Here is a 25,878-nt window from a genome sequence, read left to right on the forward strand (position 1 = left end):
TTACACCTCTACACAATAAATGAATTTGAGTGCCCGATTATAATTTGGCTGTAGAGAAAGTTTTAAATTTACTAAACCATTTTTAATTTGAGCATTTTGAATTACACCATTTGTTACTTCACATGGCTTATTATCATTATTAATATCTATAATCGATGAGTAATTATCGTTTATATTAAATTCATCGATATATTCTTTACCCATCCCATCAATCACATTAAATTTCAAATCACAGTTTAATGCCTTTTCTGCTTCTTTGACTTCGGAGAGGTTTAATTGAATTAATTCAGTATCTTTTATGATAAGTCGCTCTACTCGAGAAGGATTTATTTTAAACTCATCCGCACGCTTGTTAACTGATAATTCTTCTCCATCTGCTTTGCGCTTAATGCGTCGTCTCGCTGGTTTTGAAGTTACTTCCGATTTTTCACTTGGTTTTCTCTTTTCCCCAGGTTTTTTGGTTTTTTTAGTTTCATTTTTACCTTTTTCTTTGAGGCTATCATCGGCCGATACTAAACTTTTACTATTTTTTATCTTTATAGCTCCAAATGAATTTGTCAGATTTTCGGTGAAGTCTAGTTCCATCGTATAAAGTAAATCTGATGTATTAATTTTCCCATCAACTGGATTATTCTTTCGAATTTCTTCTTCAATTACCTTCAAAATTTCCTTGTTTAGATTACTAATGAATTTACCTGCCGCTTTCTTTAGCTTAGGATCTTTGATATCTTCATTAGAGATTTTTGTATGTGACTCATTTTCTAATGACTTTAAATAGCTATCTTCATCGTAACCGCTACTACCTTCCGCTCCGCCTATTAAAACTGCATTAAAAGGCTTATTAGCATTGTTTTTTACTACGAAATCTTCAATCTTCATTCCAATTGTACGAACTATTGCGGCTCTTCCTTTAGGAATATCCTCGTTATAGGAAAAGTACAATTTAAACTTGAACACTTTGCCTTCAATAGGAATCTCGATTATACGTGGTTCCTTATTTACATATGTATCTACATATAAAGGAGTAAAAATCTTTTTCATTTCTTCTATGTTAAGTGTATAGTACTTCTCATTTCTCACTATTGATTCGATTGTGCTATGGTCAATGACTAAATCGTTGACTTTTACGATCAATTTCTTTTCTAGGATAGATACAAAGAAGCTATCGCAAACTGCACGAACGACTTCAATCTCATTGTCAAAACTCTTTCTTAAAAACGGTATAGTTATTTTTAATCCTCTTTTTTTCTTTTCAAAAATAGGATCAAAGGTATTCTTATATGGCATAAACTTTTTCGTACCATTGGAATCTTCTAACTTAGCAAAATAACCTGTCGAACGATAATACTTTCCTTTATAATTATGTTCAATTAATTGAATCGTCCCACCAAGATGTTGGTTGCCATGTTCATCACAGTTTGAAAAATACATCAGATGCAAATCAGAGGCTGAGTTTGATGCAATTTTACCGACGCCATGTGAACCCCCACGAGAAGCCTCAAATGATTCATCGCTCTCCTCAAAATGGACGCCTTTGTTATACGCATATATCCCCCAAGTATGATCTCTTGAATTACTCTGACCATACTCCGCTCCTGTTAAGCCTTTCGTATTACTATCTTCAAAGGAAATATAGCTAACTTCCTCATCATGCATACGAGCTTGCATATGTTTAATCGTTTCTTTTGTATAACCATTTCTACCTTCTAAGCTATTAATACGCTCTACAATGGATTCAACTCCAGGAATTGCATTGCGATTAACTTTACCTAGCATAATTGTTACAACAACTGGTTCATTACCTTCTTTTAATCTACCATCTAATGAATTTTGGATATTTTCTCGAGTCAACCCAGCTGGTCCAAGACCATAAAAGCGTTCTAAAATCTTATTGAAATTTGACTCTTCAATATTAGGGATGGGAGAAAACTCCCACATACTATTATTAGCTTTTTCTTGATTCATTCATTTTACCTCATTTACTTTTTTGTCAAATTTTTAAGTCTCTTATTGTTATATTTTACCTATTTTACTACTTAAATATTATAGGGAAAGATTTAATGAAATTTTAAAACTATAGGCAAAATACCTAATAAACGTTTTTCCTTTTAAGAATATTGTATCATACAAAGAGAAAAATAATTATCTAATAACAAAAAAATCCAACATCCCCATTAACTATAGGTATATTAGATTTATTATTTATTCTTTTTTTAGGGTATTACTCTTAAAACTGACCCAAAGTGCTAATACGAATACTCTCATATTTCACTTGAATAACCAATTCTTTTTATAATTCTAGACAGCATCAACTTCAAGTGGTAAAGATAGTGAAAGGTCTTTTGGATTATGGAATTGTTGCCAATTCCGTTCATCTCGAAATTTTATAATTTTTTCACGTAGTTGGTCAAGCTCGCTCATTAAGATCACCCGCTTTTTGAAATTCCAATAATTTGGCACGTAATACGTCATCACTTGCATAAATATATAAACCTTTAATACCACGTTTCATTAGGACATTGATAGAATTTAGAACAATCTTTTCTTTTGCCTCATTTATATTTTGTATACCTTCTATTCCGGTATATGCTCCCTTATCCATGTACTTACTCGTATCGATAACAATTCCATTTTTTTCTTCATTAAATTGGATTGACGGACCAAGAACTACTCCAACATAATTTAAATCAAAGCCTTGTATAGTATATATCGATCCAGCTTCATGAACCGTATCTGGATTTTCTGCCCATGTATATTTGGTGCTTGTAGTATTCCAGGGTATTTTATATTCCCCTTCAGAATCACTAATGTAGTATTTTTGACCATCTTTTTTATGAAGAAAGTCAAAAGTTGAAACAACTCGGCTTAAGCCAAACTGTTCATTTTTTCTATTTACTTCCTCGTGCATTTCCTTAAGCGATCCAAACACCTTAAATTCATAATTTTCATCTTTAGGTATCGGTAATAATTGCTTCCGTTTAAAATTGTTGATCCAATTTATTAAATCATCATTTGCCTGCATACGAAATTGATTGGTTAATTGGTATTCTTCATAACTTGCACTCAATACTTTCAACTCTTCTAGCTTTGCATCTCCCCATAAACTTTTTAGTTTTAACACTTGATTTTGATCATAAATAATTACAACTATTCTTGCTAGCTTTAATAATTCTTCTAGATGATTATTTCCATGAAAGTTATTATACGTATCAGACTTTGTCAAAAGTAAATGTGCTTCATCTATGAGAATAATATCAGCTTTCTTTTCAGCTTTTTGAAGCTTATTTATCAGTGGAGTAGGTTTTGCAAAATCCCTTCCTTTTAAATGCTTTACCTGTTTCGCAATTCCCTTATATGTTTTAAACATTTCCTCATGGTTTACAACTAAATAGTTTTCAGTACCAATCAGATTGGATGATTGCTCTGCTGCTCTCTCTTGTATAGTATTAAAAATCGAACTTAGTACAACACTTTTGCCAACCCCAGCTTCGCCTTCAATCACCAATAAACTACCATAACTGCTGTTTTTATTTACTAAAACACGCTTCTCACAAAATTCTAGCACTTTATCTTTTAGCTCAAGCTGTTCTAAAGATAACTCTTTAAATGGAGATAGCTTAAAAATATCTTTATTTTCAATTACATGAAGCTCATTATCCACAAGCTTTTGTTTATAGAGCTTTTTCCAAAGTTCTTTAAATAACTCTTGATCATAAAAAGGTTTGTTATAGTAGTTATGTGTAAAGTCGCTGGCAGTTTTACTCTTGTTTTGTAGAGTAAATTTTTCGTCACCCAAGAAATAGTTAATTAGTTTCGTCTCTAGATGAAAAGTAGCAGACCGGTTAAATTGCTCATGTCTAATTAAATTTATTCTGTCTAAGCTTTTTCGAGTTTTCAAATGCGCTTTCATGCGATTCTTAAAGTAAACGGTCTCTCCTATGTAAGCTTCCTTATTCCCATTGAGGATATAAATCACTGGGTAATTTAAATATTGTTCTCTGTTATTAATATGATTTATGCTCTCCTGTTTAAAAGGCCAAGATAGTATTTCAATTGCAGTCACTATTTACACCTACTTCTCAATTAACTTTGTAAGCTCATCTATGGTTAGCCACGGTCTTTTACGATGTAACATTCGGTGGCAATTTGCACACACCATTGTAATATCTTCAGGTTTAGTTTCTTCAAAAGTCATTTCAGATACTGGTTTGGTATGGTGCCCCTCAATATAATCATAACCTATTTCTCCATATTTTAATTGGTAATCGAATCCACATACTTGTCAGATTAGTCTACCGTGATCTAATTTATACAATTCCTTAGCAAGTTGAATCAGCTTAGGGTTACGTGTTTAATTTTCATTTAATGAGATTCAGCAACTTTTTTTTACAACTTACAATTAAAAGTGCTTGTGTAGCTACTTTTTACTTTAACAAATTAATGTGAAACCTTATTCATAACAAATGATACTCTAATTTATTTCACTTGTTTGTTTCTCTAATAAACTATCTAATCTTAAATCCCCCTAGTAATACCTATTATTTTAATATTTAAATTATCTCTCAAATTAAAAATTTCTTTTTCTGAAATTCCTCCTATATCAGTACTGTCTTCAGTTTCTATATTCTTAGCAAATATAATGCTTCCTGCTAATTCTACTATGTCTCCAAATTGTGTTTTAATTTGGAAAATGGGAAATGATGTTTTAAAATATCCACTCTCATCAACTATCATTACTATTTCCTCGCTATAATCTTGAAAATCTAGAGTTTCACATTCTAAATTCCTCGCTAAATCTTCATATATAGAGTCTCTTGATGATAACAATTCTATAATTGAACCTTCAAATTGCACTTTAATTACATTAAAGCCTATTTTGTAAAAAATCATAAGAACGTATATTCCCCTCCGCTTTACTTTATGCTAAAATAATTATATCATATGCATAAGCTTATGTTTATTGAAAAGAGGGATTATATGGATTGTTTGAAACATGCCATATCAGAGATTGCACAGCTAGGTGTTGGGGAAGAATTCCTTGTAAAGGATTTATTTAAAGGATACGAATGGAATAGATTGGGAAGCGGTGAGAGAAGAACTTTAGGATCACTGTTTTTAAACGAGGTGAAGAATGGGCAGCTCCGTAATCAAATTGGAATTGTAAATAAAAATAGTGCAAATCAACAACTATATGTAAAACTATAAGTTTTTTGAGGTGAAATTATATGAAGAACAAAAAGCCGACAGTCATTGACATGTTTTGTGGCTGTGGAGGACTATCAAGAGGGTTTATGGATGCCGGTTATGAAGTTCTATTAGGCATTGATAATAATGAAGATGCATTAAGAAGCTTTAGAGCAAATCACGATGGAGCTGTAGGAATGAATGGTGACTTATTTCAAGACTCTACAATCTTGCAAATGGCAAGTGCTACTAACAATAGACAAGTTGATTTAATAATTGGTGGTCCACCTTGCCAAGGTTTTTCATTAACAGGAAGTCGAATTGAAAATGATGAAAGAAATAGGCTATTCAATGCTATGGTCCATGCAGTAGAATTTTTTCAACCAAAAGCTTTTCTCCTTGAGAATGTACCCGGTTTAACAACACTTTACGGTGGTAAAGCGAGAACTGCTATAATAGAGGAATTTTCTAAATTAGGTTATACAGTCACTGATAAAATCTTATATGCCCCTGACTATGGTGTACCACAAATTAGAAAAAGATTATTTTTTATTGGTTTATTAGATGATCAAGAGTTCGAATTCCCCGAACCACTGCTCACTCCTGATATGTATATAACAACTAGTGATGCAATAAGTGATCTTCACGACTTTACACCAAATGATATGGGTGAAGAAATCAGTGAGTATCGGAGTGAGCCTAAGACTAAATATCAAAAAAATATGAGAAAAAACTCTAAGTATCTTTACAATCATGTAGGAACAAAACATACAGATCATGTTATTGAAGTAATATCTCAAGTCCCTGAAGGTGGAAATCATAGAGATCTTCCTCCTGGCGTTGGTGATAGTCGTAAATTTAATGAAGCCTGGACACGTTATCATAGAAATAAACCATCTAAAACTATTGATACCGGTCACCGTAATCACTTTCATTACGAATTTAATCGAGTCCCAAGTGTTCGTGAAAATGCTCGTTTGCAATCATTTCCGGATGACTTCAGATTTTATGGGAATAAAACTCAACAATATCGTCAAGTAGGAAATGCGGTACCTCCCTTACTTGGGTATGAACTTGGAAAAAAATTAAAAGATTACTTGAAATAAGGGGCTAATATAATGAATTTTATTGATATTTTCGCAGGTTGTGGGGGGCTATCAGAAGGCTTCGAGCAGAATCCTAACTACAATATGTTAGCAGCAGTTGAATGGGAAAAACCTCAAGTAAATAATTTAAGAAATCACCTTCGAAATAACCATGGTATAGAAGATGCTAATGAACGAGTAATTCACTTTGACGTACAGCGAACAAATGAACTTATCAACGGTTGGCAAAATGATGCTAATTACGGATCACATCAAGGTCTAGAAAGTTTGATTAACGGAGAAAATGTAGATTTAATTATTGGGGGACCTCCATGCCAAGCATATTCTATCGCTGGACGCATACGTGATACTAACGGGATGAGAGATGATTATCGAAATTTTTTATTTGAAAGTTATATGCGCCTTGTTCGTCATTATCAGCCAAAACTATTTGTTTTTGAAAATGTACCAGGCATTTTAAGTGCTCGTCCAGGTAACGGTGACCTTCTTGTAACGGACTTAATCCGTAAAGAAATCCAAAATTCTGGTTATGAAATAATAGATGACTTACGTCAAGCACAATTTGACCTTACACAATATGGAGTTCCTCAAAATCGTAGACGTGTAATTATTGTAGGACTTCGTCACGATTTATATGAAGAGCCTCAAGAAATATTGCAGTATTTCTATCAAAATGTTATGCCACAATTTAGCGAGGAAATGCAAACTGTCAGAGATGCTATTAGCGATCTTCCACGTTTTACCCCAACTGGTAAAATTGAAAGAGTAAAAGGAAAAAACGTATCACACACTTATAATTTTGATGTTCCCAATCATTTCCCTCGTTTTCATAGTGAACGAGACATTCAAATTTTCCGTATATTAGCAGAGGATATCGAAAGTGGACGAAATGAATATGTTAGCACCGGGGCCTTACGTCGTTTGTATACAGAAATGACTGGTCGTCAATCCAATGTGCACAAATATCATGTGCTTCGATGGGACGAACCAAGTAATACTATTCCAGCCCATTTGTATAAAGACGGTCTACGGCATATTCACCCCGATCCTACTCAAGCTCGTTCGATTACTGTTCGTGAAGCTGCAAGACTTCAAACTTTCCCAGATAACTATGAATTTATTTCGAATACGGGAGATAATTATAAAATGATTGGAAATGCTGTACCACCAAATTTTGCAGCTAAATTAGCTAGTGCTTTACTTAATATCTTAACCTAAATTTCCACAGGTTCGGAATTATCGCCGAACCTTTATAAGTATAATTTATTATTACAGAAAGGAAGTGTTTGAATGACATACTTACTAAAACGCCTAGGTCATCAAGAACTTGGTAGCATTACTCCTACAAAACCCACTCCTTCAAGAGGACGCTATTTAATGATAACTAAAAGCAATGAATTTTTAAGTAGACTTCCATATATTTCACAGACAGTTTTAAATGATTATCAAATCCTAACAGTTATTCCTTTATATAAAGACCGTTTCGAGCGAAATTATTGTACATATGTCTACAATAATGATAAATACCATGGTGGTGGAAATGGTGGACAGCCTCGTGATGAATATCGTATTTACTTAAATAGAGCTTTAGAAGGGGATACATATTATTATGAAGCAAATGACATCTTAGTTTTAAAACCACATATACTTACTACAAATGTTGGTGGTACTGAAGAATCTGAAACAATTTACTTTGCATTTTTAGAAAAAAATCGTTCAAGTCGATTGTATCAATATCTTGACGAATGTATAAATAACTATTCAATACGTGGTGGTTACGGTGTTCTAGAAGAAGAAATCGAAGAAGTCGAACAAGCTATACATAATATCTTACAGCCAACAGGAGATACCCATACTCAAAATATGGAGGAATTTAACGAAAATACAGCCTTAGATGTTTCTTCAAGAATTTCTAAACGTTCAAATACAAGTGGGCGTTCTGTAGAAGATTTGTTTAATAGCCAAGCTATGTTCCGAAATTTTGTTCAAGTAGCATATGAAGGTCGCTGTGCAATAACTAATCAAGTAATCCGTTCTGGAAACTACCATAACCTACAAGCTGCTCATATACATCCTCGTAGTCATAATGGGTTATATACGCCGAACAATGGTATTTTAATGAACCGTGATATGCATTGGGCTTTCGATGTTGGATGTTACACAATAAATGAGGATTATACAATCCAAGTTCATCCTCAGGTGGAAAGTGAATACCTTTATTCTTTTAACGGTCGCCAAATTTTCATTCCAAAAACAGATTTTTTCCGCCCTTCATTAACAAATATAGAATATCATCGAGATAACATATATGGTTCTTTTTTAAAAAGAGGTCGAATTATGTAACTTTATTTAAAAGTATTCTTCATCGACGGAGCTTAATGTGTAACTTTAAAGGATATTGGTAGTGTTGAATTAATCCAACAGTTTGCAGATGAATTAGGGGTTATAATTTTTGAAGGTGAATTAGCATCACAATTTAGATGTTACGGATCGAACACTTGATTGACGATTTTTTATACAGCGGAACAATTACAGCTAGATGAAGTGGAAGTTAATGAAAATAATATATACTTTTCAATCGACAAAATAGATAGCCATTTAAAAGTAGCACTGGTAAGACTGTGAAGAAGAATTTTTAGATAGAGGAAAAACTTCTTATGTTTCATTGGGCCAATGGAACTTTTGAAATAAAACGAAATAACCAACCTAATACAGATGAGACAAAGTACCTTATATAAAAATATAAAACATTCTAATGTGCATACTTATAAACCTTTTTATGGTAAAATATAAATTGAAATATAGATTAGAAATAAGAAGGGGACTTGTATGCCAATAGTTTATTTGTATAGTAGAAGAGAAAATGAGGTTCAAAGGCAAGCTGGATTAAATTGGGGATTTTCTAACGGGAATGTCTGTACAGCAGATGCATATATTGCTTTAAATAAAGATTTTTTTAGACAAAATCCTAATTTCTTCCCACCACGTAGTAACACTATAACTGTTCTGTGGGATGATGGTATAAGCATGACTTGTTTACTAGAAGGTTCTCAATTGGTGGATGGTTACGAATATCCTAAACAACTATCCACGTATAATGATAAGTCAGCTTTAGGTATTTATTTAAGAACTCGTTTAAGAGTTTCAAATAATCATTTCGTGTCTAGAAATGATTTGAGGAATTACGGTAGAGAAGATATTGATATTAATTATGATGAAAGAAACAATATTTATCTTTTTGATTTTAGTGTTTAATAATCAAAAGTACGTAATGGACTAATGCAGTTAAATACCTGGCACCTCCTTACTGAAAGCCGTATCAATCGTAGGAGGTGCGATTCCTATATCAACAAATAAATTAGCAAACATTTCTGTTAAAGTTGTAGATCCCCTCAAATTCAATCTACCTTGTTCCGCACTTCGCATGATCCAACGATATTAAGTTGTAGTATTATTAATGTTAATGCATATTCAAAGCAAAGGGATGATATAATCATCATCCCTTCTTATTTTGGAAAACTTTCTACTCTAGCTTTTTTAAGCAGTTGCAGAATTTTTACTGCTTGTTTATCTGTTGGCACTTTACCTTGATCGATTGCCATAGCTAATTTTAAGAAGCTAACATCCTGTACATTCCAAATATTTTCTTGGACGCCAAAATTGTAAACTTCCTTCCAAAAAGCAGAGCCATATTCGTAAACCTGTAGCAGATCATTTATTTCGTTCTCTCTTTTTTGCTCTTTAATAGCACTATATTCTTGCGTGGTAACATATTTCCTACTAACTAGCTGACTGATAAATTCAACCTCGTAATCAAACTCTATTTCTTTTGCCCAATTCCAAGAGGTTTCTTTTTTAGCCCATTCTGTAACATTTTCAACTGTGCGATCTTTTCTCGTAAGGTGTAGATAAACAAGATAGGACACTTTTTGAATTTGTTTTTCCCATCCATATGGTAAACTTTGCTCTTTCCAAATTTGATTTAAATCAATTGTAGATTCAGGGAAGTCCTTTTCTACTTTGTAAAAAATTAATGATAATGTGTATGCAACGATATTTGCTTTGTAGCTATCATACCAGTCTTGATTACGAATAATCGTATCTGACTTTTTAAAGAGTATACATAATGCAATAATTTTCCGATAAAATTCATCGTTAACAAAGTCAGGATTTTTATCCCATTGTTTGATCAACCATTCACTGAATTTATTGAAACTCTTTTGAGCTCCAGCACTTGCTATATGTGGTTTTTGTAGATATATATTATAGTATTTTGCTAAATCTACTTTTTTAAACATTTGGTTTTTGGGGTTTCTCAACTCAAAATTCTTTTTAAATGCCTCTGTTGCTTTATATGTTTCCTGTCGATATTGACCGTTAGCACGTTCGTAATACCAAAATTTACCAAATTGAGCTCCACCTACTGCAGGTGTAATAAGTCTTCTAGAAAGTTCTTCAACTTTTCGGTGGAATGGATGGTTAGATGCAAGGTCAGCGTCACTTACTTTATTTTGGCTGTTTGCATATCTAGAAATATTTGGTATTAGTTCCTCTACGGACTGTTGGGAAACGACAGAAACTTTCATTGGAACAAATATCTGTTTAATTTGTTCTCGTGAATTTAACTTAGTATCGTTTTCCCATGCATTCGCAAGAGAAGCTGTTGTTTGACCACCATTTACAATTTGTAAGGATTTAAATCCTGTAATAACTAGACCATCTTTTCTTTGGTATATTTCAAGAGCTTCAGCAGTTGCTGCAATACCGTTGTTATATGCAAAAAACATTTCAGGATTATTAATTATGGTGTTTCTAATACCTTTATTGACCTTCCCTTTCGTTTGAAGAAACGATCGAACGTTTCCTTCCAACAATCGTGACTGGTACTTGTTATACATTTTAGCCAATAATTCACCGGGTATATTACATAAATACGCTCTGTATTCTTTTGTTTCCGATGCTGGAAGCACCGGTATGCCCTCTGTCTGAAAATCTTCCCAAAGATCAATAATTAATGGTTCCTTACCGCTTACAGATTCATCAATAAGTTCCATGCGGGAAATATCAAAAATCGAGTAATCTACTCTGATGTTCTTTTCAATAGTACTTTCAATGATATTAATTGCATTTGATTTCAAATGATCTGTTAAAATAACTACTTCAAGAACACTGATATAAATTTTTTTGTTCAATATATCATAAGCTAAACCATAACCCTCAGAGCTCTCTTCTGCTTCCGAAATAATTTTATTAACCTCAAAGTAAAAGTGTTTAGCTCGTTTAAATAATGAATCTGCCTCCGTCTTCGTTAATGATTTATCTTCAAAATATGCCAAAGAAGGTATAATAAAAAGAGTTAACTTACTATCCAACTCATTATAAACATAGCCATCAATTTGTATTAACCGATTGCGGCTACCTGTCGTTTTAAAATGAAGATAGTGGAAATCTTCAATAATCTCAGACTGCTCTAGCTTCTCACAGTATATATGAAAGAATGACTCACGATCAGACATATTATCAGATATGGACTTCGCCTTTATTTCGTTAACTAGCTCTACTCTATATGATTCCATCTGTTATACCTCGATTTTGTAATGTTTTAACTCAGGTAAAAAAAGATCATACTCAATATTCGTGATTACCTTATCAAATCGAACATTTGATATTTGTGGAAATCTTTCATTTACTTCATAAAACTCTATTTGATGAAACAGCAAATTTATTTCCTTATACTTTTCGTCAGGAATAAAATTAAGATTAGCTAGTTTTCTATCAAATTCTAGTTGCAAGCTTTGTGTTTCAATTAATTTACTTATTTTTTGATATAAGTCGAATAGGTTAGTGGAATTTGAATTTGCTAAGCTACTTTTTTCATAGGATACAACGGTCAAATAGCCAATATTAAAAGATATAAGCTGTGTCTGACTATTTAGATGTATCGTGTCTTTTTTTAATGACTTTGTCTTTACTTCATACCATGTATTATTAATGTTAAAGTCCTTATCAGCACCTATTGGACCACTCCAAGCATTCAAGCTATCGACAATTCCATATTTTTCAACCATGAATTCGCTTAAAAAAAATAATTCACCTGCTAGGCCTACTATTTTATTGAAATCTAGCATTGTATTTACTTCTTGCTCAAAAAGCGTTTTCCACTCAACAAAACGTTGTATGAACATTCTCTCAGCAACTAATGAATTTTCAGTATCCTGAACAGTTTCTACTAAATCAGTAATGAGCTTATTAAATACACCTGAATATTGTTGTTCAGCAATCGACACCGTCAGCGCCCACAAGCCGTCATGCCTTTTGTTATATTCAAAGATTAAATATCTACTACTAGTCGTAAACATAGGCTTTTTAGAAAGCTTAACAAACAAACTTGTTCTACCCAAGTTATCTAATCCTAGGTATATGCCAAAGCTTTGTGTATTTGGGAGCCGCTTATATTTATTGTCCTCAATTTTCATTTTAATGTTCCTCACTAATCATCTAATGTATCAAGTTCATCTTCGTCGTAGTCCTCATCCCAATCCTGCTGACTAGAGCTACCTTCAATTAGCTCCATTTGATAAACCTTGTTTACCACGTACTCATAGGTTTCAGATTTTACCCCTTTAATATCAGGAATACCTATACTTATACCAGTAATTAATTGATTTGTTGAATCGACATATTTATCAATCTCAGCATCTACACCTTTTGAATCTAATAACTGAACAGGGTAAATAACGATTAGTGGGTTACGTGGAATCCCGGTATTAAAATACATATTTTGAGTTGGAGCCTTTTGGCCGCCTTTTTTATTTTTTTTTCCATTCAAAAGCTCATTTACGTTATCTTCTATTAATATCTTTTCTTCTTTTCCAAGTCCTGCTAATGCATAATCAGTAGAACCTAATCTTTTCTTAGATTTAGACATTCTGATATAATGCCCTGTTCCGAAGAAATCAAAGGAACGTGTAATTGGATAAACCACTATTTCTCCAAATATTTTTGATTCTAAATTCTTTTTAGGACGATTCGTTGCAACGACAACATCCCATTTTTCAAATATTTTAGAGGTACTTTTATTAATTTCACCAACAAGAATGCTGTCCTTTGAAAACTCATTCATATAAGGATATTCCACTAAAGTTAATAAATCAATAATCGCTTCTTTAGGCACATCTTTAAATGTTGGTTTTTGAACCCCTATGTCAGAAGTATTCTCTATAAAATACTTTTTATTATTTACTAGCCAGCGCTCTATTACGTTGTTGTTAGCCTCGATTTCCTCTTTCTTAGAAGGAAGTATCGCTGTTTCAATCATTCGACCATTTAACTGTCTTACAAGTTTTATTTGTTCAGAATGTCTCAATTTATTCTTTGCTGTGACAATTAACGGAGTATCCTCTGCAGAACGTACACGTAGTCCAAAATCTATAGGACGTTTTTTCCCCCAAGACATGCGTTTTACTTCATTTCGTAATTCTTCTGTAGCTTCAGCTATATGTTCATACCAACCTGCAGACTCACAGGATGTCCAAAGTCTACATAAATCGGCATACCCGTCACGATAGCCAAACCATCTTCCCATTTGCATCAACGTATCATACATTTTTGTATTTCGATAAAAATAACTGATTGTTAACCCTTCAAGCGTAAGTCCACGAGCTAAGCTTAAACCACCAATTGCTATTAACCTTAATCCTTCTTCATACTCCTCATAATTCATTCTTTGGGAGGCGGAGCCACTATTTACTGTATGAACTTGAATTGGACTAACTGCCTTATAAAGTACTTGCTTCACATCTTCCCATTGCTCGTCAATTTCTATTTTCTTATAGGATTCCTCTCCGTATATTGCAGCGCTTTCTTTGCCATACTCTTTATCAAAAAGAGTATGTAATTCCTTGATGAAAGGCTCTTCCACATCAGCAAGTGCATAATTTTTAATTTGCTCCTTTGCGAAATTAAAGTAATTTTTCACATGCTCTTGTACATCTTTTTGAACGCTAATAAATCTTGATACGTGAATGAGCATAGAACGATGCTGTTTTTCTTGACCACGTAAATCGCGAACAGCATTTGCAATTAAGAACAACTGGATAGATCGCTTAAGCGAAGCAGGCAATCCTGAAATTTTAGTACCATTTTTATGCTTTAAATCTAGGATATTTTCCATATCATCATTATGTCTAATCATATAATTGTATTGGCCGTTCTCACTATACATTTGTATAGGTCCTACGTAATTGGAAGGTTGCTCTAATAAGTAAATAAAATCCTTTGGAAATAAATCATCATTTCCTTCAACACCTATTTGTGGATCAATAAATATATTAGCAAAAGGTGTTGCAGTAAAACCCACATAGCTATATTTTCTAAATAATCTTAGCAAATTTCGAATTCCATTATTAATTGCTGTAGGATCTTTATCAGGATCATTTGTATTGACTGATGCATTGTCTGCTTCATCATCAATTAGTAGCATTGGCAAGTCGATCATACCTGTTACTAGGTCAGCATTTTTCCCTTTCAACCAGTTATGAAGCTTCTCCAAAATCGACTTATTTTTCTTAATAACAAAAATGACTGGGTCTGTTACAGATGCTAGCTTCATGTTAAGACCTTTTAAATCAAAATCTTTCTCCGTGGTAGTAAAGGACGCTACATTAATTTTTTTGTTGTATTTGCCAACACCTAAATACGTATTTTTTCTATTTAATTTTTTATATTCGATGAAATTTCGACTATCTGTTCCAACAAAGCCTTCGTCAATACGACTCTGTGTTTGCTTTCTTAGTTTTTCAATTGTACCAGTTAACAAAATAATAACTTTGTAACCACTATCCACAGCCTTATTAATTATTGCTGTATAATTTGACGTTTTACCAGATTGAACGGAACCAATTACGAGTCCTCTACGGTTAAATTCTGTTATAGATAGTGGATCACCAAGAACATCCATTATATCTTCCGAAGCTTCTTCAATTTTATTAATGACTATTTGAGGTAATTTTACGTCATTTGTAAGATATCGATTATATCGATCCCAATATTCAGTACCACGCTCAGCCTTAGAACTAAAATACCATTTCTTATAATTATCCTCTTTTAGAATGATGCCTGTATCCATAGTGATAGCGAATCTTTCCTCAAGATTTGCTATAGCCTTATCAATAAGCGGTTGATCAATTTGTCTGTTTTCGTATTTCATTTGCACAGTTGGTATAATTGCCTGTACTGTTAGCTTAATCTGAGCTTCGGTAATTTCCTCAAGTTTATCTTTGGGCAGTAATAAAGTTGCCATATCTTCTATTGTTGTTACGATATCATTATTCATTTTCATTTAACTCCTCTTCTAGCATTCGTATAACCTCCGGGTACTTTTGGAACATGTCAATTGCCGACAACATTCTCAAATGCTTGAATTGCTCATCCTTTACGCTAGCTAATGTATTAATAGTATTTTTAGCTATCTCGTAAACTTGTTCTATTTCCAGTGTTTTATCCTCAAATTGCTCATCTTGTGCTAAGTCATAGTAAACAGCGGAATACGGGAAATTATCTTCAATACTTTTAATAAAACCATCTATAAGCTTGTACTGCTCATCGTTTAAGGATTCCTGTATAGCTTTAAAAATTGGAATATCACGATTAACTAAGTATTGCATTTTTTCACGATTCTCTATTTTATTCCATATATGTTGGTAGCTATCTTGTGTTACTTTTCGTCCTCTATATCTATACACACGCTCACTTTTACCAACAACTCGCAGAACAATTTGTTTAAGCTGCTCTTTAATCATACTTGGAATTTGAGCAGATGACTTTTTCACATCAATTGCCCAAAGAGTATCAATATTGTTTGGAATATCAATACGTATTTTTGCAAGACGCTTTAGTTCCCCATCAGTTAATAAGCGGAACCATTTCCCCCAAATAAGTAGTCGATTATTCCGATAAATATATAGACCCTGCTTTAAATTCAAATCTTTATATTCATTTAGCATTTGCCTTTCTTTTGTGGAAAGCTTGCTAACATAAGGCGTAATATACGGGGTTATTTTTATTGGTATTTGGTCTATAAATAATGTTTCCTCTTCCAATTGCTGTGTAGCTCGATTTGACAATATGTACGGATCTATTGGCTCTACTTTTCTATTGTTGAAAAAAAGCTCAAAATGCTGTTTAAACAATTTATTCTCTAAAAATCTATGATAGACAAGCGCCATATGTTTATCTGCTAAATTTAGCTTTTCATTGAACTCTTTATCAAATTCCTTCGGAGATTCCGAGATTCTATCTAATTCTTCCCATAATACTATAGTTCCAGAATCATAGTTTTCTAAGATAGTTGAAAATCTTAGATTGGAAATTTCGTCCTGTTTATATCTTTTTAAAGACCAATCCTCAGTCTGATGAATATAATCTAAATCCCACGTAGCAGCTGAGATTATGCCACGTTGTTTGGATATGACAGTTAGCTTTCTACATTGTGACATTGAGGCCATTTTCAAGCCTAGCCCAAATCGGCCTAAATCAGATTTTCCACGTTCTTCTAAGGAACTACTACTTCCGTAACGCATCGCTTTTTCAAGCTCGACGGTACTCATTCCAATTCCGTTATCTATTATGGCAACATACGGAATATCAGTACTAGAAAATTTTACATCCACACGACTTGTAAAATTACTTATAGAGTTGTCAATAATGTCTGCTAATGCGGTCTCAAAGGAGTAACCAATCGAACGTGTAGACTCCACTAAATTTGGTGCGTAGGGAGTTAAAATTAAATCTTTCAAGATAGTTCATCCTTTTATGTCATGTCATTTTATTTCTACTAATAATAGTTAAATAGGGTTTTCGAGTTAGATAATCTATGATGTGATGTGATAAATTATCACTTCAATCAATAGTTATTATTCAAATATTATGTATTTTTTCAAATAAGACATTTTAAATCTATCTTATGTTATAGATTATAGCACTTGTTCCATATTTTGTTTATGTTAGTTGATATGATTTGTTTTTTACAAAAATAATAGGCAACTCACGTTGGACCAAAAACACTTGATAGGAAGTTAATTAGAAGATGTAATAAGAGGGAAATTAATTATATAAGACATGATATGTATCAAAAAGGGGATTCTTTTCAACTCTGTTAAAATTATTATCATTGATTTCCTTAAAATCCAGATTTAGAGACTTTTTTTATTCGACTAGTTAGTGTGGATTTTATGATTTTATTAAGGAGTATGAGGATAAAAAATTGAGCCAAGTTCTTAATCTTATAGTCAAACCATCTAACATAATCCTTGATTAATACGAATTTTCATTCATCTACCTCTTTCTTCTCTATTTCTAATACCTCAGCAATTTCTTCAAATTCATCAATATTCATCCTACGACCATATACTTTGTCATTTCCATCAAGAACCAACGCTCCATATTTATCAATTTCTTGTAACCGAACTTCGTACCTATAAGCGTCTATTACAGTCATACGATAATTTTTTTCTTGAATACGATAATATTTCTCAGAACAGTGAAAGATATAGTCATTAATATATATATGAAGTTCTTTAATATTTTTAAAATTTCGTTCTTTTAAATGTGCTAATACATAATCGTCGTAAATTTTCTTTTTCACAAAACCCACTCCTATTTTGTTGTATAATATTTATACCACCATACGAGAGTATTTCTATACATCTAATAGACTCGACATATAAAAACAGAGCATTCCAATGACTATCCTTTCGTTATTCTTGTTCTAACAATCTATTAATTGCACCTGTTCATACTTTAATGGTTAAGTTTTTCAAACATACACACTCGAATGGAATAATAAAATTCATACCAAATGATGAGCATCTGATTAACTAATAAACCTTACTTACTCATTCAATGGAAGTCTCAAGAAATAGCAATTTTTTGTAGTTAAATTATAATATAAAAAAATATTAAAATATCTTCACACAGTCGTCAATTAGATCCTTTCTTAAAGTAAGGTTCCAAGCCCGTACCCTTCTATGCCATCGCTTATGTTTTAAGAAGTTCTCCCATGAAAGTTGGTAAATCGAATTCAATGAGACATCTTTATTAAATTGGACAATAATCACATATTCAAATTTTTGAATCTCAAAGATATCACTATTTGGTTCGTTCAAACCATAAAATACACCTGTACATTTTGTAGTTGTTGATTTAATCGCATATCTTTCTCCGTTTATACTTATAGCGTCTATATTTTGTGTACCTGTTGGTGCTGCTTGGAGTTTAGGAAATTTTGGATTTTCTATATAATATTTAATAGCAAAATATTCTCCGAGTTCTCCTATTACATTCTTTGTTCTTATCATTCCTCTTTCTTTTAATTCATTCATCCAATGTCCATAAACACTCACTAATCCAGTATCATCCAATAATTTTAATTTTTCTACGATATCATCTTTCATTATTTTCCCACCCTTCTGCATACTAATCTGATTTACTATGATGGTTATAAGGGAATCTCGACACTATTGTTTATTTTTCACGTGACTACCAATCCTTATCTCATCATAATAAAAGACTTCCATAAGGAAGCCTAATGGTATATTTCCAAGAATTTTCTTTAGATTATCAACCCCTATTATTTTACTATCTAATTTCCAACCAAGCCACAATTATTTCTTGAGTTATTTGTCCAACGCCGATGTCGGTATGAATGTAAATTTTATCTTCTCCCATTTCGCAAAAATACCGATATCCCAATATTATTTTCTCTATTGATTTCTTCATCATCCTTTTTCTTCTTATTAGACAATGGAAAGTAGAACCCTCCTATTCCAGTACCTTTTGCCAAAAAGATTTATTTGGTTTTTGAAGTCTTTCTTTAGTAAGTGGTTTAAGCAATAAATCATCCACTTTAACAAGTATCGATTCTATATCATCATTCCTCAAAAAAACGACATTGGGATCTTTAGAGCATATACATACTTCTTGATTCATCATCCTAAGTATATAAACATCACCAAAATTATTTAGTGTTACTTTATATTTAAAATGGTGCATTATTAAAAAGTTCTGTACAAACCTCTCTATTGTCCCTAAAGATATCAAACAACAGATAAATATAACTAATGCAATCCCAAACGCAAAACTCCAATTTACCATTTCTGCTGTTTTTTTATTAATAGTTATACTCCAGAGAATATAAAGATCACTTACAAGAAATGCAATTAATCCCGACAAACCGAACAATTTATAATAATGCATTTTTATTTTCTGTTCATGTGTAAGGAATACTTGTTCAAGTTCAGATTTTGATAATAAAGCTTTACCACTGATAATTACCGCTACTATTAAGGTTACTATTGACAATAAAGCTGGTACCCCCAAAATTACACCTCTCTCTAATTTTTCTTAATAGATATACGAAAAAAGTAGTTAACAGTTTCAAATATTTATATATACAAAGCTAGTGCTAATATGGATGTTGAAGTAGAATTAGTGGCTTCGTTTATAACTACGCACGATTCATACTCATTGAAACTAGATGAAATTGACAAGAGGGATACATTTTCCCCTTTTTTATTTTCCACATTATGGAATTATCTTTATATTTAAAATTTCATGTTTGCTAACGCCTTTTCTTCCATTATATTCAAGTCTTCTTTCGATTCCAATATGTGTGTTTTCCTGTGGCAATTTGGACAAAGTGCTATTACATTCTCTAAACAGTCACTACCGCCTCTAGATAGATAATGAATATGATGAACTTCTAAAAACGGTTCGCCTATTTTATTGCGAAATGGAGCTGGATTTTCACATAATTGGCATACCCCTTGTGCTACTTTTTTTGCAAATTCTTTAATATACACGCTACGAATAAAAACTGATTTTTGCGCAGTTTTTCTATTTTGATTATCTATATCTTTAGATTGTTCCTTTAGTAAATCTTGTTTTAATTGTAGTGACGATATACCTTTAAAATACTCTAGTTTCATTCGACTATAATCTACATACATTGAGGGAAAATCCTTGTCTTTATGATTGTTTAGTTGGGATTCTTTCCATTGTACTTGGTTTGATTGAATAATATTAAATGAATCAAAACGATTGCTCCATGCTTCGACATCAAAATTAATGTTATATTTTTTTGCTTCATGTATTAGTTCAAGTGCTTGTTCTTTCGATTTAGACAATAGAATTAAATGATTAAAAATTTTATGATATTTTCGTTTAGTATTTTGAAATATCTCATCTTTGAATTTAATACATTCTTCATAATCTTCTATAAAATGAATCAAAGAATAAGCTTTAAATTTATAAGGCAATTTAATATTTAGTTCATTGATTTTACTTCTAAATTCATTCACATGTTCGTAATTTTCCAAGAAATACAACAGCATATTAAGTTCATATAAGTAAAATGGTTTATTTGCTTTTTTCCTTAATTCTAAATACAAAAGAACGTCAGATACATCCAACGAAAAGTTCATATATAATCTCCCTTTTTGTATTATTATTATATCAACTAATATTTCTTTTGAGACTATTTTAAAATTTATCCTTCTCCTAAAATATCATACTATCAGGGATACATCATTCTTCTAAAGTCAAACTATAAACAAATCGTTTTCTTCTAACCCTTTATAAAAATCTTCCTCGTCCACTTTATACCATTCATATGCAGGGACCAATTAACTTTTCTCAATAACTTAATGTCTTTGTCTATAAATAGTTTTAGTTTTTAACAAACTTCGTTAGACATAGATATGTTTGCGTTTATAACTTGTTTAGAACAGACCTATTTCACTCGATAGAGTTGTTAGAACTCCGTTTAAGTGTCAATTAAAAAAACTAATCATTACGCTGGATGATTTCCAAAATAAAATTAAACCCAATAAACTTTGTATGATTTCCCAAAAGACAACATGCTTCACGAAATGAGTTTCCACCAATTCGTATGTTTATTGGACATATATATTAAATATTAATGAAAATAGATTTATTCGGAAGATTGATTTGATAATTTAACAATTTGAGGATATAAATTATGTAGCTTTTCAACAAGTTGCTTTGTTTTTATATCTTCAGAATCAAATTTCACATTTTCATAATTTGAAATAGTTCTTAAGAAATTTCGCACCTCATTTTCTGAACTTAATTTATTTATAAACAAATTTACTATATCACCAAATTTGTTATTTTTTTCATCATAAACTTCACATGATGAAATCATAATATCATACTGGTTTTTTGCAATTTTATATATTCCGTCTTTATCTCCATATTTAATAATTGGGGTTTCTTTTTTTACTAAATTATTTATTCTTGAAATATATCTATTTATATATTTATCTTTTTCGTCTATTTTGTTCAATTCGTAATCCAATTTATTAACAATAGGTTGTATTACATTTATAATATATAAATCAAAATACACATTGTATTTATTCATAACAATTGCATATAACAAATCCTCTTTGTTTAAACCTTCATATTCTTTATTAGTTAATAACATTTCATACTCTTCATTTATTTCATCTACAACATAAGGACGATCTTTGATCATTTCTTCAAATTCCAACTCTATTAAAAGTTCATTAATATAATCAAAATTATCCCCATAAAACACCCAATTCTCTTTATATCCTCCTAATTTGGATATATTTTGAGCTATTTTTTCTGGAGGAAGAGAAACCCCTCTTAAATATGCATTTAAGTTAGTTTTAGATGTTCCCACTATTTCAGCCATTTGACTAATCGATAAACCTATTTTTTCTTTTATAATTCTAATTCTAGAAGATACTGCTTCTCTATTCAGTCTCACAAACTTCACCCCAAAACATTATTTTTATTAAATATAGCATAACAACAAATAAATATTATCATACTCCATTAATTCGTACATAAAAACGTACATAAAACTACACATAAAGTCGTTGATATTAATTTCTTGTTGGTTTATACTTATAAAATAGGATGTGGGAATATATCGGGGACGGCAGTGTCTGCAAACACTGTTTCTACAAGGAGATTTTTAAAGAGGCTCAAGATTTTGGCAAGTTTCGAACAGTAGTTTATCCTTGAATATAAATCTAAAGTACAAATAACAACAATTGAAATTCAAATGCTTATGTTAAAGAAGATTATGAAATCGGGAAAAAGAAACTTTATAATATAACAAATCTAGATATTCAGATTTGCAAAAGTAGTTTAACTGAACAGCATTCTCAAAATTATTCTAGAATGGTTTATGGTCTTCTTCTCTCAACCTTTATAAAAAGCTGTGACTTTAGGTATGATTAAAACTAATCGTGCCAAAACAAAGATATTAATTAAGTAATTTTCTTCATTTTTATATATAATGTAATTGTTATGGGGGAAAAATTAATGCAAAAAAAATTAAAAGTTTTATCATTATTTTCAGGATGTGGAGGAATGGACTTAGGCTTTGAAGGTGGCTTTAATGTTTTAAGCCGTGCTCTAAATCCTGTCGTTAATCCTAATTGGACTACATCTAAATTAGACAACACATGGTCGTACTTAGAAGAAACTATTTTTAAAACTATCTTTGCAAACGATATCCGTCCTGATGCCAAAAGGGCTTGGATTAAATATTTTAGCAAAAAAGGACTTTCTCCTGATATTTATCATCTAGAAAGCATCGTTGACTTAGTTAAGAAGTATAAAACAGGTATTAAAGAAATATTCCCTTCAGATGTAGACGTAGTAACAGGCGGCTTCCCTTGTCAAGATTTCTCAGTAGCTGGCAACCGACAAGGCTTAAACTCTAAAAAGTCTCATAATGGCGAAATTTCAGATATTGATGAACCTAGCGAAGAAAGCCGTGGACAATTATATATGTGGATGCGTGAAGTAATTTCAGTTACGAAGCCAAAAGTATTCATTGCCGAAAATGTAAAAGGGTTAGTAAACCTTGGTGATGTAAAAGAAATTATTGAAAATGACTTTAGAAACATTGGAGAAAATGGCTTTATCGTTATTCCAGCTAAAGTATTACATTCTGCAGAATACGGCGTACCACAATCGAGAGAACGTGTAATATTTTATGGATTTAATAAAGACTACCTTACAAACGAAGCAATTGCTGCTTTAACATTAGAGTCTATCCCTGAGCAATTCGATCCTTATCCATTAAAAACTCATTATTTACCGAATACTCAACCAAACAATTCTTCTTTAGCTCCTTTTGTTACTACTCAAGAAGCTTTCACCGGGCTACAAGAGCCGGATGAAACTCTTGATATGGCTCAAAAGAAATACTCTAAAGCTAAATTTATGGGTGCTCATTGCCAAGGACAAAACGAAGTAAATTTGAATGGAATCGCTCCAACAATTCGTTCAGAACATCATGGCAATATAGAATTTAGAAGGTTATCAGAAGAAAATGGTGGAGTTTATTTAGAAGAATTAAAAGCTGGATTATTACCACGTCGTCTTACAGTAAGAGAATGTGCAAGAATTCAAACTTTCCCTGATGATTATGAATTCGTTTGGGACAAAAATAAAGAACTAGAAATCGAAGGTTTATCTGCTTCTAGTGCATATAAAATTATTGGAAATGCTGTGCCTCCATTATTAGGATACCATATAGCAAAAAGATTAGAATCAAATTGGCATTTATATTTTAATTAGCATCAGTAACAGACAATCGAATCAATATTTTGATTGTCTTTTTTATTACCGTTTTTTTATTTAATCTTCCTCACCTTCCTTATTGTGTTAGAGTTATATTTATAAATAGAGGGAGATGACACAATGACTGAAAATATTGAAAGTATTTTAGAGGATTTAAAAGCCACTATCGAAGGCAATGAAAACCTTTTACACTCGATAGAAAATGGTAATGGATTTGAAAGTTTAGTATTTGATGAGTTATTAAAAATATCCACAATCAATGTAAAACACAATGGGATTCATGCATTTCCTGACTTTGAAATAGAGCTATCCGGAAAATTTTACGGATTGGAAATTAAGTATTCTAATTCAGGAAACTGGCGGTCAAAAGGAAATAGTATCTTTGAAAGTTTAAGTTCTTCGACAGAATATGAAGAAATATTTGTATTTTACGGTCGAAAACCTAAAAAGAAAGAACCAATTAATTACATTGAAATTAAATATGCTCCTTATGGAAAAAGTATTGATAAAATCGAAGTAACACACTCCCCTAGATTTGCGATAAATATGAACTCAGATGAAGAAGCCATAGAAAAAATATTTAACAAATATGAAAACTATGCAATATTCCGAACGCTAACTAATGAAGTTAAAAACGAGTTTCTTAGAGAGTACTTTGAAGTCTCAAAAGATAAATTAGGTGATAAGTGGTATATAAATACTACTCAATTAGATAATAAAGATGATGAGATACCAAATTTAGAACCAATACCTTTCAGTAGTTTATCACCTATTTTACAAAACCAACTTAAAGCTGAATGTTATATTCTATTCCCTAATTATCTCTTTAGAAGTCGAGCAGACTATAGTCAAGTTGCCCCTTACTTAATTTCTAAGCATTTTGTTTATACATCTTCCTTAAGAGATATATTTACATCTGGTGGACAAGTTTTACTAAGTGATGATTCTTGGTATCCTAAAATGTTATTAAATTTCCAAGAATTGAATTCTGTAATTAAAGAAGTTTTAACAAATCCGTTAGATTCTGAGTTTTCACAATTATGTTTTACAAATTGGGAGAATCAGTTCCCTGAAATTCAATTTGATTTAGACGATTCACTTTTAGATAACTACTTGTTAATAATCGAAACATTTCAGCCTGAAATGTTTATAACCAGTTCAAATGATGAAGTAATTAAGATTAAAATTAACCTAAAAAATTTTTGGTAAACCCTACTAACGTATAGATTGGTGTATCAGAACCGGTATCAATAATCAAAGAGCTTGGTAAAAACCTTATTATATAAGGCTCTACCAAGCTTTTTCCGTTGCTATTCAACTATTCACAAATTAGTAGTATGCACCTGTCACTTCTCTGGCCAAAAAAATGCTAATTCTCCTATTTCGTTTTTTAAGTCGTTGGTTTACTTGAACGTCTACTAAAATATCCTTATTTCCTCATTTTTCTTATAAGCAGCCCACATCAAGGCATTATATCTTCTTAACTTAAACAATTATAAGTTCAAAACAATAATAACCAAAATCTATCTAAAAATAACTAAATAAGATTGGCTTTCTTTATGAATGAAGGCAAAAAAAAGGCCTTGTTAAGAACCTTCTCCTAGTTTCGATTACTATTTTCAGAAGGTAAAATATATTTTTCTATAGCATTTATTAGAACTAGAAAATCAACTTCTAAAGCAATGGATAAATATTTCAATGTTACTAAGCTAGGCATATTGTATCCATTTTCAATATTTGTTAACGTTTTTTCAGATATCCAATCTTCAGGTAATAATTGCTTATTAATTCGATCATCAATGAAGTATTGCCTTGATTTCTTTTCAAGAGAAAGTGCTAATCTGTAGTCTTTAATAATATTTCCTAGTTTTATAGCATGTTCAGTTAATAGTTGTTTTTTTGTCATATACCTAATTTAACAAAAAAATAATTAAAAAGGAAC

Annotated in this window: 20 protein-coding genes and 2 pseudogenes; 7 read left to right on the forward strand and 15 right to left on the reverse strand. The window is 31.6% G+C overall.

All coding sequences use genetic code 11. The annotated features are described in order from the left end of the window. From Q0371_RS04870 to Q0371_RS04890, 5 genes and pseudogenes are all read right to left on the reverse strand, one after another. Positions 1–1,965 carry a hypothetical protein gene (locus Q0371_RS04870; RefSeq protein ID WP_298468933.1) on the reverse strand — a complete coding sequence of 655 codons (1,965 nt, stop codon included), beginning with the start codon at positions 1,963–1,965 and terminating at the stop codon, positions 1–3. A 348-nt stretch (positions 1,966–2,313) separates the two neighbouring features. After that, positions 2,314–2,421, reverse strand: a pseudogene (locus Q0371_RS04875) (nucleotide pyrophosphohydrolase); the annotation flags it as partial. Continuing rightward, entirely contained in the window at positions 2,408–4,063 is a 1,656-nt protein-coding gene (locus Q0371_RS04880; RefSeq protein WP_298468935.1) for a DUF2075 domain-containing protein, read from the reverse strand. The pseudogene Q0371_RS04875 and the gene Q0371_RS04880, both read right to left, overlap by 14 nt. 9 nt (positions 4,064–4,072) lie before the next feature. Continuing rightward, positions 4,073–4,267 (reverse strand): annotated as a pseudogene (locus tag Q0371_RS04885) (HNH endonuclease); the annotation flags it as partial. Positions 4,268–4,515: 248 nt separating this feature from the next. After that, positions 4,516–4,890, reverse strand: a complete 375-nt coding sequence (locus Q0371_RS04890) for a hypothetical protein (protein WP_298468938.1) — start codon at positions 4,888–4,890, stop codon at positions 4,516–4,518. Positions 4,891–4,977: 87 nt separating this feature from the next. Here Q0371_RS04890 and Q0371_RS04895 point away from each other — a divergent pair, with 87 nt between their 5' ends. The 5 genes from Q0371_RS04895 to Q0371_RS04915 all read left to right on the forward strand — a co-directional run bounded on the left by Q0371_RS04895 (position 4,978) and on the right by Q0371_RS04915 (position 9,545). Continuing rightward, positions 4,978–5,205, forward strand: a complete 228-nt coding sequence (locus tag Q0371_RS04895; protein ID WP_298468941.1) for a single-stranded DNA-binding protein — start codon at positions 4,978–4,980, stop codon at positions 5,203–5,205. Between the two features lie 20 nt (positions 5,206–5,225). Continuing rightward, complete coding sequence (locus tag Q0371_RS04900; protein WP_298468944.1) at positions 5,226–6,290, forward strand: DNA cytosine methyltransferase; 1,065 nt, start codon at positions 5,226–5,228, stop codon at positions 6,288–6,290. A gap of 12 nt (positions 6,291–6,302) precedes the next feature. Continuing rightward, positions 6,303–7,508, forward strand: coding sequence for a DNA cytosine methyltransferase (locus Q0371_RS04905; RefSeq protein WP_298468947.1), 1,206 nt, complete (start codon positions 6,303–6,305; stop codon positions 7,506–7,508). 72 nt (positions 7,509–7,580) lie between these two features. Further along, entirely contained in the window at positions 7,581–8,633 is a 1,053-nt protein-coding gene (locus tag Q0371_RS04910; protein ID WP_298468950.1) for an HNH endonuclease, read from the forward strand. A 486-nt stretch (positions 8,634–9,119) separates the two neighbouring features. Beyond that, a complete protein-coding gene (locus Q0371_RS04915; RefSeq protein ID WP_298468953.1) occupies positions 9,120–9,545 on the forward strand; it encodes a restriction endonuclease PLD domain-containing protein in 426 nt (141 codons plus the stop codon). Positions 9,546–9,796: 251 nt separating this feature from the next. Here Q0371_RS04915 and Q0371_RS04920 read toward each other — a convergent pair whose 3' ends face one another. The 9 genes from Q0371_RS04920 to Q0371_RS04960 all read right to left on the reverse strand — a co-directional run bounded on the left by Q0371_RS04920 (position 9,797) and on the right by Q0371_RS04960 (position 22,104). Next, entirely contained in the window at positions 9,797–11,866 is a 2,070-nt protein-coding gene (locus tag Q0371_RS04920; RefSeq protein ID WP_298468956.1) for an AIPR family protein, read from the reverse strand. A 3-nt stretch (positions 11,867–11,869) separates the two neighbouring features. Continuing rightward, on the reverse strand, positions 11,870–12,766 hold the full coding sequence (locus Q0371_RS04925; RefSeq protein ID WP_298468959.1) for a PD-(D/E)XK motif protein: 897 nt from the start codon (positions 12,764–12,766) through the stop codon (positions 11,870–11,872). Positions 12,767–12,780: 14 nt separating this feature from the next. Then, complete coding sequence (locus Q0371_RS04930) at positions 12,781–15,630, reverse strand: Z1 domain-containing protein (RefSeq protein ID WP_298468962.1); 2,850 nt, start codon at positions 15,628–15,630, stop codon at positions 12,781–12,783. After that, entirely contained in the window at positions 15,617–17,086 is a 1,470-nt protein-coding gene (locus tag Q0371_RS04935) for an ATP-binding protein (RefSeq protein WP_298468965.1), read from the reverse strand. The genes Q0371_RS04930 and Q0371_RS04935 overlap by 14 nt, the downstream gene beginning before the upstream one ends. Positions 17,087–17,616: 530 nt before the next feature. Then, positions 17,617–17,934, reverse strand: coding sequence for a hypothetical protein (locus tag Q0371_RS04940; protein WP_298468968.1), 318 nt, complete (start codon positions 17,932–17,934; stop codon positions 17,617–17,619). 313 nt (positions 17,935–18,247) lie between these two features. After that, on the reverse strand, positions 18,248–18,742 hold the full coding sequence (locus tag Q0371_RS04945) for a hypothetical protein (protein WP_298468971.1): 495 nt from the start codon (positions 18,740–18,742) through the stop codon (positions 18,248–18,250). 367 nt (positions 18,743–19,109) lie between these two features. Next, entirely contained in the window at positions 19,110–19,667 is a 558-nt protein-coding gene (locus tag Q0371_RS04950; RefSeq protein WP_298468974.1) for a hypothetical protein, read from the reverse strand. Between the two features lie 224 nt (positions 19,668–19,891). Beyond that, on the reverse strand, positions 19,892–20,770 hold the full coding sequence (locus tag Q0371_RS04955) for an HNH endonuclease signature motif containing protein (RefSeq protein WP_298468977.1): 879 nt from the start codon (positions 20,768–20,770) through the stop codon (positions 19,892–19,894). Between the two features lie 509 nt (positions 20,771–21,279). Further along, positions 21,280–22,104: a helix-turn-helix transcriptional regulator gene (locus tag Q0371_RS04960; protein ID WP_298468980.1), complete on the reverse strand. Its 825-nt coding sequence runs from the start codon at positions 22,102–22,104 to the stop codon at positions 21,280–21,282. A gap of 563 nt (positions 22,105–22,667) precedes the next feature. Here Q0371_RS04960 and dcm point away from each other — a divergent pair. Together dcm and Q0371_RS04970 are read left to right on the forward strand one after the other, a co-directional pair. Further along, positions 22,668–23,933, forward strand: coding sequence for a DNA (cytosine-5-)-methyltransferase (gene dcm, locus Q0371_RS04965; protein ID WP_298468982.1), 1,266 nt, complete (start codon positions 22,668–22,670; stop codon positions 23,931–23,933). Positions 23,934–24,056: 123 nt separating this feature from the next. Continuing rightward, positions 24,057–25,145, forward strand: a complete 1,089-nt coding sequence (locus Q0371_RS04970; protein ID WP_298468985.1) for a hypothetical protein — start codon at positions 24,057–24,059, stop codon at positions 25,143–25,145. Between the two features lie 391 nt (positions 25,146–25,536). Here the strand turns inward: Q0371_RS04970 and Q0371_RS04975 are convergent, their stop codons facing one another. Next, a complete protein-coding gene (locus Q0371_RS04975; RefSeq protein ID WP_298468988.1) occupies positions 25,537–25,842 on the reverse strand; it encodes a hypothetical protein in 306 nt (101 codons plus the stop codon). Positions 25,843–25,878 lie beyond the last annotated feature (36 nt).

The sequence above is a fragment of the uncultured Psychrobacillus sp. genome, from assembly GCF_938022135.1.
In the GTDB taxonomy this organism is placed as follows: Bacteria; Bacillota; Bacilli; order Bacillales_A; family Planococcaceae; genus Psychrobacillus.

Bases quoted from the DNA above. Each gene is read 5' to 3' on its own strand.
- Q0371_RS04870 (WP_298468933.1), bottom strand. From the start codon at position 1,965: ATGAATCAAGAAAAAGCTAATAATAGTATGTGGGAGTTTTCTCCCATC.
- Q0371_RS04890 (WP_298468938.1), bottom strand. From the start codon at position 4,890: ATGATTTTTTACAAAATAGGCTTTAATGTAATTAAAGTGCAATTTGAA.
- Q0371_RS04895 (WP_298468941.1), top strand. From the start codon at position 4,978: ATGGATTGTTTGAAACATGCCATATCAGAGATTGCACAGCTAGGTGTT.
- Q0371_RS04900 (WP_298468944.1), top strand. From the start codon at position 5,226: ATGAAGAACAAAAAGCCGACAGTCATTGACATGTTTTGTGGCTGTGGA.
- Q0371_RS04905 (WP_298468947.1), top strand. From the start codon at position 6,303: ATGAATTTTATTGATATTTTCGCAGGTTGTGGGGGGCTATCAGAAGGC.
- Q0371_RS04910 (WP_298468950.1), top strand. From the start codon at position 7,581: ATGACATACTTACTAAAACGCCTAGGTCATCAAGAACTTGGTAGCATT.
- Q0371_RS04915 (WP_298468953.1), top strand. From the start codon at position 9,120: ATGCCAATAGTTTATTTGTATAGTAGAAGAGAAAATGAGGTTCAAAGG.
- Q0371_RS04920 (WP_298468956.1), bottom strand. From the start codon at position 11,866: ATGGAATCATATAGAGTAGAGCTAGTTAACGAAATAAAGGCGAAGTCC.
- Q0371_RS04925 (WP_298468959.1), bottom strand. From the start codon at position 12,766: ATGAAAATTGAGGACAATAAATATAAGCGGCTCCCAAATACACAAAGC.
- Q0371_RS04930 (WP_298468962.1), bottom strand. From the start codon at position 15,630: ATGAAAATGAATAATGATATCGTAACAACAATAGAAGATATGGCAACT.
- Q0371_RS04945 (WP_298468971.1), bottom strand. From the start codon at position 18,742: ATGAAAGATGATATCGTAGAAAAATTAAAATTATTGGATGATACTGGA.
- Q0371_RS04955 (WP_298468977.1), bottom strand. From the start codon at position 20,770: ATGAACTTTTCGTTGGATGTATCTGACGTTCTTTTGTATTTAGAATTA.
- dcm (WP_298468982.1), top strand. From the start codon at position 22,668: ATGCAAAAAAAATTAAAAGTTTTATCATTATTTTCAGGATGTGGAGGA.
- Q0371_RS04970 (WP_298468985.1), top strand. From the start codon at position 24,057: ATGACTGAAAATATTGAAAGTATTTTAGAGGATTTAAAAGCCACTATC.
- Q0371_RS04975 (WP_298468988.1), bottom strand. From the start codon at position 25,842: ATGACAAAAAAACAACTATTAACTGAACATGCTATAAAACTAGGAAAT.